The organism is Pseudoalteromonas sp. CO342X (assembly GCF_004208915.1).
GTDB classification, from domain to species: Bacteria; Pseudomonadota; Gammaproteobacteria; order Enterobacterales; family Alteromonadaceae; genus Pseudoalteromonas; species Pseudoalteromonas maricaloris.
On sequence record NZ_SGPH01000001.1, the window covers coordinates 59,299 to 68,422 of the forward strand.

The following is a 9,124-nucleotide window of genomic DNA, read 5'->3' on the forward strand; positions in this document are numbered from 1 at the left end:
AAGCAATGGAGAGCAACAATGAATTTATCGAGGCTACTAAAGCCCTGGTCTGTGTTTGCCTGTAGCCTGTGTTTCTCGAGTTGTTTTCAAGTTAACGCCACGCTAAATGATAGTACCCTTGCTGAGCGGATCTCAGAGGTCGAGCAAACCACTAATTGGCAACAACAAAAAATGCTGGGCACTGAGTTGCTCACGGAGCAAAACCTAGGAAAGACAAGAAAAATAGAGCTTTTGCTTAGTCTAGGTAAATCTGCTTACAAACAAAATCAATTCAAAGATGCACTCGTTTTTCTCAACCAGTTAGAGTTGATAACGCAATCAGATAGACTGAGTGACAACCATTTTTCAGCGGTAAAGGTTCAAGGGATCTGCTACTTTTACCTTGGTCATTATCAACAGGCAATTGAGTTTTACTCACGGGCATTAGCGTTAGCTGAGCAACGTAATGTCCCCATCGAAATGGCTAATTTACATAGTAATTTGGGGTTAGCGTATTTTAATAGCTTCACACTTGACTTGGCACTGCATAATTATTTAAAAGCAGATGAGCTTTACCAAGAGTTTGGTAATGCTCAAGATCATGCCGATATTTTACTGAATATATCGGGTGTTTATATTCGCCAAGGAGCCTATGACAAAGCGGAAGAAATGCTCCATGAAGCCCTAAACGCATTCGTCGAGCTAAACGATGAATATGGTGTTGCACTAGCTCAAGCAGATCTTGGCGTGCTATACACTGAGACTAAACGTCCCGCGCTTGCCAAAGCGTCGTACCAAGCAGCAATTGCTTATTATGAAGCGCAGAATGACGTCCGCCACTTGTCATTTGAATATGGCAACCTTGCTTTATTGAGCTATTCACAAAACCAATTAGAATTAGCCGAAAAAGAAGCAAACTTTGCGCTCTATTATGCTGAAAAGGCTCAGAATCCTGCCAACCTCATGGAAGCTCAGTTCACCTTAGCACAAATCTTCTTTGCTCAAGGGCGGCTAACAGAAGCGCTGACTAATGCAGAACAAAGTTTAGCGGCTAGTCGAGTTATGCATGAACAGAAAAGAGAGCGTATGGCACTTCGTTTGTTAGCGCTGATTGAGGCTGCACAAGGAAATATTAAGCGCGCTAGAGATTATGACTCACAAAATTTGGAAGCGCAAAACCGCTTGATGAATGATGACATGCTGAAACGGATTAATGACTATCGTGCTAAGTATGAGGCTAGTGAGCTTTCTCGAGAAGTCGAAGTGCTCAAGCAAGAACAAAAATTACAGCTACTGAAAGAGGAGCAACGCAGCCAATTACAATTGTTGGGTGTTATCATCGCGCTGTTAACCTTACTGACCACTTTCGCACTCTATCGACGTAAGGTTGAGCAAAGAGCAAAACTAGAGTTAAGCCAAAAAGTAGCGTTGAGAACATCTGAGCTTCAGCAAAAAGCGGATGAATTAAAAGCGGCCAATCAAGTGAAAAGTCAATTTCTGGCAAACATGAGCCATGAAATCAGAACGCCACTTACTACGGTGCTGGGACATGCTGAAGACTTGTTGGTCGAACAAGATTTAAATACTCAGGCACAAGCATCGGTCAGAACTATTTATAATCAAGGATTACATTTACGCGATCTCGTCAATGATATTTTGGATTTAAGTCGAATCGAAGCCGAGCGGTTAGAGCTAGAAGCAACTGAATTTTCGGTAAGCAGCTTACTTGCTGATTTATGTGATATGTTTCAACAAAATATACAGAGTAAGCAATTAGAGTTTATCGTCTGTGATCAGGTAAGGACTAACGCTTATGTACGGTTGGATTACATTCGAGTAAAACAAATACTAATAAACTTGCTAAGTAATGCCCTAAAGTTTACCGAAAAAGGCCGTATCGAATTGGAAGTATCTGAAACGCACCATGGTTTACAATTTGTGGTGAAGGACACCGGTATTGGTATGACTGAGCAGCAGATAGGTCGAATTTTTGATAATTTCCAACAAGCTGACAACAGTATAACAAGGCGCTTTGGAGGTTCTGGGCTGGGGTTAAGTTTGTCGAGCCAGCTTGCTCACATGATGAATGGTGAAATCAAAGTACAAAGTGTCGTCGATCATGGCAGTGCGTTTTCCTTCAGTGTACCTTGTACTGTTTATCTCAATACGGCTATTGCCGAAATTCAGGAGCCGCAATCTAAGCAACCTTTGCTCTCGGGTACAGTGCTGGTTGTGGAAGATCACCCAGAGAATCGGCAATTATTCTCTCGCATGATAGAGAGAACTGGTGCGACGGTTATTGTAGCCGAAAATGGTGCTCGAGCGGTTGAACAGTGTCTTAGTGATTTTCCTGACTTGGTGCTTATGGACATTCAAATGCCAAGAATGGATGGGGTTGAGGCACTTCGGATCATTCGCTCAGCGGGCTACTCTGGTCCAATATACGCATTAACCGCTAATGTGTTGATGGAAGAGGTAAAATCATATATTGACTCAGGGTTCAATGGTCACATTGGCAAGCCGATTAATAAAAATGAATTATTAGCGGTATTGAATACGCACTTAAACTTTGAGTCTGACGGCAAAGCGTATGAACTTAATATTGATTTATCGGATTTGCGAGATAGTTTCGCAAGCACTTTTGAGCAAGAGCGCTACTTGCTGATTGATGCATGGCAAAACAAAGACCTGGTCACACTTCAGACTATTTGTCATAAACTGGCTGGGGCAGCATCTATGTTTGAATTTCCGGAGCTTGCAAGCATCGCAATCGAATTTGAGAAAGTATTAAAGCAAGGAAGTGAAGACCAATTTCAATCTCTGTTTTTAGCAATGTGTGATCAGCTAAAATCTCAAGAATCATTAGCCTCCTAAAATAGCTCTATATCGTCGGAATCATCCACCTTTAGATTGTTAGGTTGCTCATCATCACTGATAGATACTCGGGAGCTGTCTTTTCTGGTATCAAGTTCTGGCGTGTAATCTGAAATCTTAAACATGGATAACTTTGAATGAATACTTTGCGAAAGGGCAATGAGGTCACGATTGGAGACGGCCTGTATTTTGGTACTTGAAAGGGCATCGGAATTCAGGTGTACCATTGACTCTATACTTTCTTTAGCTGCGTCAGAGGCTTGTTTCTGCTCTCCAACTTGTTGATGAATGTCATGGGACATTTGGTTGATAGAAAGCATCGCATTTTCTATTTCATCCACTTCTTTTGTAGAAGCTTCGCTTAATTTTACGGTGTTATCTGTTTCCTTTAGTGCCGCTTGCATCAGCGCATAAACAGAATCTGTACCGGATTGTATTTTTCTTATGACTTGGCTTACTTCCTTGGTTGATTGACTCGTTCGTGCTGCCAGATTACGCACTTCGTCAGCAACGACGGCAAAGCCTCGTCCTAACTCGCCTGCTCGTGCGGCCTCAATTGCGGCATTCAGTGCAAGTAAGTTGGTTTGCTCTGCAATACCGTTAATGACTTCAAGCACAGAACTAATTTCATTGCTGTCAGTCTTGAGCAATTCTATTTGTTCACTGGTTTTCTTGATGTTGTCTGCAAGTGTTAGCAGACTTTCTTGGCTTTTATCGGTATCTAATCGGGTCTGTTTAACTGCCGTTGTGGCATTCTCTACAGATGCGTAGATCTGCTCTAAGCTAGTATCTAAACGCGCAGAAATCTCTAACATAGACTGGATTGAGGTAGCTAAGTATTCACCGTGAGTGTGCTGAAGTGTTGCCTTTTGTGTCATGGATGCATAGGTATCTCTTAAGCTATCCGCCATTGGGTGAAGTCGAGAAGAAGATGCGTACACTTCACTAATTATATGTTCTATAACGGCGAAGCAATCATTCATTAGTAGGCAGGACTTAGAAATATTTTTATCTTGTTCGTTAAAGCGATATGTTAGGTCGACACCATTGTCACTGATAAAATTGCGAACTAGATGCTCCATATCTTTTTCAGCAGAAGAGGCTTTTTTTAAACATAAGAATTGCAATAATGCCCCGAGTGTTAAAGCGCTAACTGCGACGGCCACTCTAGTCTCATCAGAGGATAGTAAGGTAATAGCGAGTGTTACTGAAGCCAAGTTAAAAAGCGTGACAGCGGCAATAATACGACTCGGCTTCATTCTATGTCCCTAGGTTCATTATTCAAATTTGGTTTAAATTCACTAGGTAAGGTATAGAACAAAAACAGGCAGTTGGCGAACCTGAAACGCAAAAAGCCAGCATAAGCTGGCTTTTCAATAACTAGACTTAGAGTCTACTTACTTACGACGCATTGAGTCGAAAAACTCATCGTTTGTTTTGCTCATGGAAAGCTTATCAATAAGGAATTCCATCGCATCGATTTCACTCATTTCATGCACAATCTTACGCAAGATCCACATCTTTTGAAGCTCATCAGTTTTCGTCAGTAGTTCTTCACGACGAGTACCTGAGCGGTTGAAGTCGATAGCTGGGAATACACGTTTTTCCGCAATCTTACGGTTTAGGTGTAGTTCCATGTTACCCGTACCTTTAAACTCTTCGTAGATAACTTCATCCATTTTAGAGCCGGTATCGATAAGTGCCGTTGCGATGATGGTTAAGCTTCCGCCTTCCTCAACATTACGCGCAGCACCAAAGAAGCGCTTAGGCTTGTGAAGTGCATTGGCATCAACACCACCAGTTAATACTTTACCTGATGAAGGAATAACCGTGTTGTATGCACGAGCAAGACGTGTAATTGAGTCAAGTAGAATAATAACATCCTTCTTATGCTCAACTAAGCGTTTGGCTTTTTCGATTACCATTTCAGCTACTTGAACATGGCGGTTAGCTGGTTCATCAAACGTAGAGGCAATAACTTCACCTTGAACAAGGCGCTGCATCTCAGTTACTTCTTCCGGACGCTCATCGATAAGTAGTACCATCAAAGTTGCATCTGGGTTGTTGTATGTGATGGACTGAGCAATGTTTTGTAGCAACATTGTCTTACCCGCTTTTGGAGGTGCAACGATAAGTGCACGCTGACCTTTACCGATTGGAGAGGCAAGGTCTAATACTCGAGCGGTAATATCTTCTGTACTACCATTACCTCGTTCCATTACCATACGCTCATTAGCATGAATAGGCGTTAAGTTTTCGAATAGGATTTTGGTACGAGAGTTTTCAGGCTTATCGAAGTTAACTTCATTAACTTTCAATAATGCAAAATATCTTTCGCCATCTTTTGGTGGTCTGATTAAACCAACGATGGTATCACCGGTACGCAGGCTGAAACGTCTAATCTGGCTCGGAGAAACATAAATATCATCAGGGCCAGCTAGGTAAGATGCTTCTGAAGAACGTAAAAAGCCGAAGCCATCTTGTAAAATTTCTAAAACACCGCCGCCGTATATATTTTCGCCGCTTTTCGCGTGCGCTTTCAAAATAGCAAAGATAATATCTTGTTTTCTTAAACGAGCTACGTTTTCAAGTCCCATGGACTCAGCAAGTTTTACAAGTTCATTGATTGACTTGTCTTTTAATTCGCGTAAATGCATATTGGTGGGTTCTTTATTACAGTTGTCATTCTCGTTAGTTTCACGAGAGAGGTTGATTTGATAAAGCTTAAAGGTTTGTGGCTTTATAAGTTAGCAGCTAGGCGTCGGGTCGTCCAGTGTTTATACAAATTTTATTCTATTAAAAATGATATAGATCAGCTTCACAACTGCGGCAGTTATGCCGCAGAGTGTGTAACAACCTGAATTACAGGTTGTTTTCTAGGAACTCAACGAGTTGAGTCTTAGATAGAGCACCAACTTTAGTTGCTGCTACTGCACCATCTTTAAACAGTAATAGTGTTGGAATACCACGGATACCGTACTTAGGTGGAGTACCTGCGTTTTGGTCGATATTTAGTTTGCCGATCGCTACGCGGTCACCGTGTGATTCTGCAACTTCATCAAGGATAGGCGCAATCATCTTACAAGGGCCACACCATTCTGCCCAGAAATCTACTAGTACAGGCTTGTCAGATTTGATTACGTCAGCTTCAAAGCTGTCATCAGTTAGTTGGATAATTTTGTCGCTCATTACGCTCTCCGTTAGAATTAGGCGAAATATTTAATGCGTATTTAAACACTCTTGTTTCTTATTGCAAGTTTAAACGTTATGCTTTATTGCTATGACTAAGACACATTTGACCAATAAAAAATTCAACGACTTTGCTTTAGCACCGGAAGTGGTCGCCGGTTTACAGGAAAATGGCTTCGAATTTTGTACGCCAATCCAAGCAAAGTGTATACCTTACATCTGTGAAGGCCGCGATATCGCGGGCCAGGCACAAACTGGTACGGGCAAAACTCTTGCGTTTTTGACCGCGACCTGTCATCGCCTATTGCAGACTAAAAAGGATAAAAAAACGCAACCTCGTGCAATTATTATGGCACCGACTCGAGAGTTGGCTATCCAAATACATAAGGACGCGCAAGTCATTGCGCCACGTTGTGATCTTAAGCTTGCCCTTGTATATGGTGGCGAAGATTACGAAAAACAACGGGCTCAATTGGAAAAAGGCGCGGATATACTAATCGGAACGACTGGGCGTTTAATCGATTTTTATAAGCAGGGTGCTTATAACCTCAATGATATCGAAGTGGTTGTGCTAGATGAAGCAGACCGAATGTTTGATTTAGGTTTTATCAAAGACATTCGTTATTTGTTCAATCGCATGCCAGGTCGTGAAGAGCGATTAAACCTATTATTCTCTGCAACACTGTCATACAGAGTGCAAGAGTTAGCATTCGAACACATGACCAACCCTATTCATGTGCAAATTGAACCTGATGTTAAAACGGGCAAGCGTATTCAAGAAGAGCTATTTCACCCGTCAACAGATGACAAAATACCTTTACTACTGACTTTGATTGAAGAAGAGTGGCCGGAGAAGGCAATCATTTTTGCTAATACTAAGCACAGCTGCGAAAACGTATATGCATGGCTGAAAGCAGATGGCCACCGTGCAGGCTTGCTTACTGGAGACGTGAATCAAAAGAAACGCCAATCAATTTTAGCGCAGTTTACGCGTGGCGATGTTGATTTACTGGTAGCGACTGATGTTGCTGCGCGTGGTTTACATATTCCAGAAGTAAGTCATGTATTCAACTTCGACTTGCCGGATGACAGAGAAGACTACGTTCACCGCATTGGTCGTACGGGTCGAGCTGGTGCATCTGGACATGCGATTAGTTTCGCGTGCGAGCAATACGCCTATAATTTACATGAGATAGAGGAATACATAGAGCATGCAATTCCTGTTTCTCATTATGATAAAACAGCACTATTAACTGACTTGCGTGCGCCTCAAGTAAATAAACGTCGTCATTCAGGTCATGGTAATAGTGGTAACAAGCAACGTGGTGGTGGTCGCCGAACAGGTGGCTATAGAAAACCACAATCCAAGTAACCTTGGGTAGTAAAGTAGTAAGCGCTTAAAGCGATTTGTTGAGGTTTAAAAAGTGGCAAAGACTGCTTCGAAGGAAGATATTTACGCTGTAATAGACTTAGGTTCTAACAGCTTTCATATGTTGATAGCGAAACATATGGCAGGCGGTATTCACACCATTGGCCGTGTGAAAAGGAAGGTGCGGCTGGCATCTGGGCTTAATGACCAAAATGAATTGTCGCTTGAGGCGATGCAAAGAGGATGGGAATGCCTTGCTTTGTTTGCTGAGCGCTTACAGGATATCCCCAAGCAAAATGTCAGTATTGTCGCGACAGCGACATTGCGTTTGGCTACTAATGCTCACACATTTATCGAAAAAGCGGAGCAGATCCTTAATCATCAGGTAAATGTGATAAGTGGAGAAGTGGAAGCAAAAACCATTTATAAAGGTGTCGCTCACACATCTGCCTGTCAAGGTAAGCAACTCGTTATTGATATCGGTGGCGCGAGTACCGAAGTCGTGATCGGAAAAGGCTTTGATGCCTTACTGTATAAAAGCTTAAATATGGGTTGTGTGACGTATCTAGATAGATATTTCAGCGATGGCCTATTAAGTCTCGAAAACTTTGACGCTGCTGAGCAGGCTGCAAAGCAGATAATACAGCCTATCCAGGCTAAATATATCAAGCTTGGCTGGGAGTTAGCCATTGGTGCGTCAGGTACTGTTCAAGCCATTCAGGAAATTTTCGCTGCGATGGGCGAGAATGAACAACTGACACTAAGCAAGTTGGAAGAAGTAAAGCTTAAAGCAATTGAATGTGAAACGGTGGCTGCGCTAACTTTACCTGGGCTAATTGAAGAACGCCGCTTAGTCTTTGTATCGGGCCTTGCAATTTTGATTGCACTATTCAAGTCATTGGATATTCAATCTATGGGTCTTGCCGGTGGCGCACTTCGTGAGGGTGTACTTTATAGTATGATCCCTGATTTTCAGGCTGTTGATATCTGTCAGCGCACATTGGATGGTTTCACTCAGCGTTATCATGTTGATACCGAGCAGGCGCTGCGAGTATACGAAGTGGTGTCTGATATTATCGCCCAAGTGTCATCAAGCTGGAGCCTGGATGAACAAGCGAGTCTTCACTTGGCAAAGGCAATCGCATCTCTTCATGAAATAGGCTTGCTGATTGACTATAAACAGTACCATAGACACAGCGGCTATATATTGGCGAATACTTCGATGCCTGGATATAGCAAAGCGCAAAAAGATATTATCGTTGCTATCGTTAAAAATCACAGAGCCGACCTTGTTGCCAAAGATTTTGACCGATTAGGTTGTCACTTTGAATACGCTAAGCTGTTGTGCGTCGTAGTTCGACTTGGTGTTTTGCTATCTATGCGTAGAAAAGATGATGTTCTACCTAAAGTAACAGTTCAAGCCAACAATGAAGAGAAAAAGTCCCTGACAATGCAAATGCCCGATCCTTGGTTATCTCTTCATCCGTTGATGCTGGCGGAGCTCGTTCAAGAAGCGGCTTACCTATCAAAATTCGGTTGGGAATTAAAAATAGAGCGCGTTTAGCGCTCTTTTTGTTTGTAAAACATGCAAAAACAACCGTCTTAGAGTGATTTCTATCCAAACGATCTGTTTTTTGCAATTTTCTTTAAAAAAAGGGTTGCACTAAAATCGGATCGCCCTATAATGCGACCCCACTGACACGGGGCACTACG

6 protein-coding genes are annotated in these 9,124 nt (G+C 42.3%); 3 read left to right on the forward strand and 3 right to left on the reverse strand.

Annotation, left to right across the window (positions count from 1 at the left end):
* Positions 1-18 precede the first annotated feature (18 nt).
* Complete coding sequence (locus tag EXT47_RS00315) at positions 19-2,853, forward strand: response regulator (protein ID WP_130125693.1); 2,835 nt, start codon at positions 19-21, stop codon at positions 2,851-2,853.
* On the opposite strand, the gene EXT47_RS00320 is transcribed toward EXT47_RS00315, so the two are convergent.
* From EXT47_RS00320 to trxA, 3 genes are all read right to left on the reverse strand, one after another.
* On the reverse strand, positions 2,850-4,112 hold the full coding sequence (locus EXT47_RS00320) for a methyl-accepting chemotaxis protein (RefSeq protein ID WP_130125694.1): 1,263 nt from the start codon (positions 4,110-4,112) through the stop codon (positions 2,850-2,852). The two genes, EXT47_RS00315 and EXT47_RS00320, sit on opposite strands and share 4 nt — an antisense overlap.
* 138 nt (positions 4,113-4,250) lie before the next feature.
* Positions 4,251-5,510: a transcription termination factor Rho gene (gene rho, locus EXT47_RS00325; protein WP_010378171.1), complete on the reverse strand. Its 1,260-nt coding sequence runs from the start codon at positions 5,508-5,510 to the stop codon at positions 4,251-4,253.
* A gap of 205 nt (positions 5,511-5,715) precedes the next feature.
* Positions 5,716-6,042 carry a thioredoxin TrxA gene (gene trxA, locus EXT47_RS00330; RefSeq protein ID WP_010378172.1) on the reverse strand — a complete coding sequence of 109 codons (327 nt, stop codon included), beginning with the start codon at positions 6,040-6,042 and terminating at the stop codon, positions 5,716-5,718.
* A gap of 91 nt (positions 6,043-6,133) precedes the next feature.
* Here trxA and rhlB point away from each other — a divergent pair, with 91 nt between their 5' ends.
* Positions 6,134-7,414, forward strand: a complete 1,281-nt coding sequence (gene rhlB / locus EXT47_RS00335) for an ATP-dependent RNA helicase RhlB (RefSeq protein WP_017219421.1) — start codon at positions 6,134-6,136, stop codon at positions 7,412-7,414.
* 52 nt (positions 7,415-7,466) lie between these two features.
* The gene (gene gppA, locus EXT47_RS00340; RefSeq protein WP_039491043.1) at positions 7,467-8,975 is read left to right on the forward strand and encodes a guanosine-5'-triphosphate,3'-diphosphate diphosphatase; all 1,509 of its coding nucleotides are present in this window, start codon (positions 7,467-7,469) and stop codon (positions 8,973-8,975) included.
* Positions 8,976-9,124 lie beyond the last annotated feature (149 nt).

Bases quoted from the DNA above. Each gene is read 5' to 3' on its own strand.
- rhlB (WP_017219421.1), top strand. From the start codon at position 6,134: ATGACTAAGACACATTTGACCAATAAAAAATTCAACGACTTTGCTTTA.
- trxA (WP_010378172.1), bottom strand. From the start codon at position 6,042: ATGAGCGACAAAATTATCCAACTAACTGATGACAGCTTTGAAGCTGAC.
- EXT47_RS00315 (WP_130125693.1), top strand. From the start codon at position 19: ATGAATTTATCGAGGCTACTAAAGCCCTGGTCTGTGTTTGCCTGTAGC.
- EXT47_RS00320 (WP_130125694.1), bottom strand. From the start codon at position 4,112: ATGAAGCCGAGTCGTATTATTGCCGCTGTCACGCTTTTTAACTTGGCT.
- rho (WP_010378171.1), bottom strand. From the start codon at position 5,510: ATGCATTTACGCGAATTAAAAGACAAGTCAATCAATGAACTTGTAAAA.